Origin of the sequence: Campylobacter sp. US50a, assembly GCF_004379015.1 — a bacterium.
Taxonomy (GTDB): domain Bacteria; phylum Campylobacterota; class Campylobacteria; order Campylobacterales; family Campylobacteraceae; genus Campylobacter_D; species Campylobacter_D jejuni.
In genome coordinates, this window is the sequence record NZ_RYYJ01000085.1 from 1 (window position 1) to 320 (window position 320).

1 protein-coding gene is annotated in these 320 nt (G+C 31.2%); it reads left to right on the plus strand.

All coding sequences use genetic code 11. The features are described 5' to 3' along the window. Positions 1–320: conjugal transfer protein TraG (locus ELQ11_RS09765; RefSeq protein ID WP_166739191.1), on the plus strand; the 320-nt coding region annotated here is incomplete at both ends.

Sequence of the window (320 nt, forward strand, 5' to 3'; positions counted from 1 at the left end):
GCATTAATGACACAATTTGAGAAGGTTATCCTAGAAGCTATGGAAAAACATTTTTCAACTCCACAATCTACAAATTTCTCTAATGCAGGTTTAGGTTTTTCACTTCAAGTGATGAGTACTTTACCAAGCGTAAAGCTTTCGGCTATTGATGCAACTTTACAAAAAAATATTGATTTTTACTTTAGAAACTGTGTTTCAGTAGGTATCTTACTTAATCAACAAGGTAGAAATCTTTTTCAAAACTCTGATAATTTAATGCAAGATCTTTTCACAAACATAGGCAATGGCTCTCAGCTTACTCCTTTGTTTAAAAATAACAA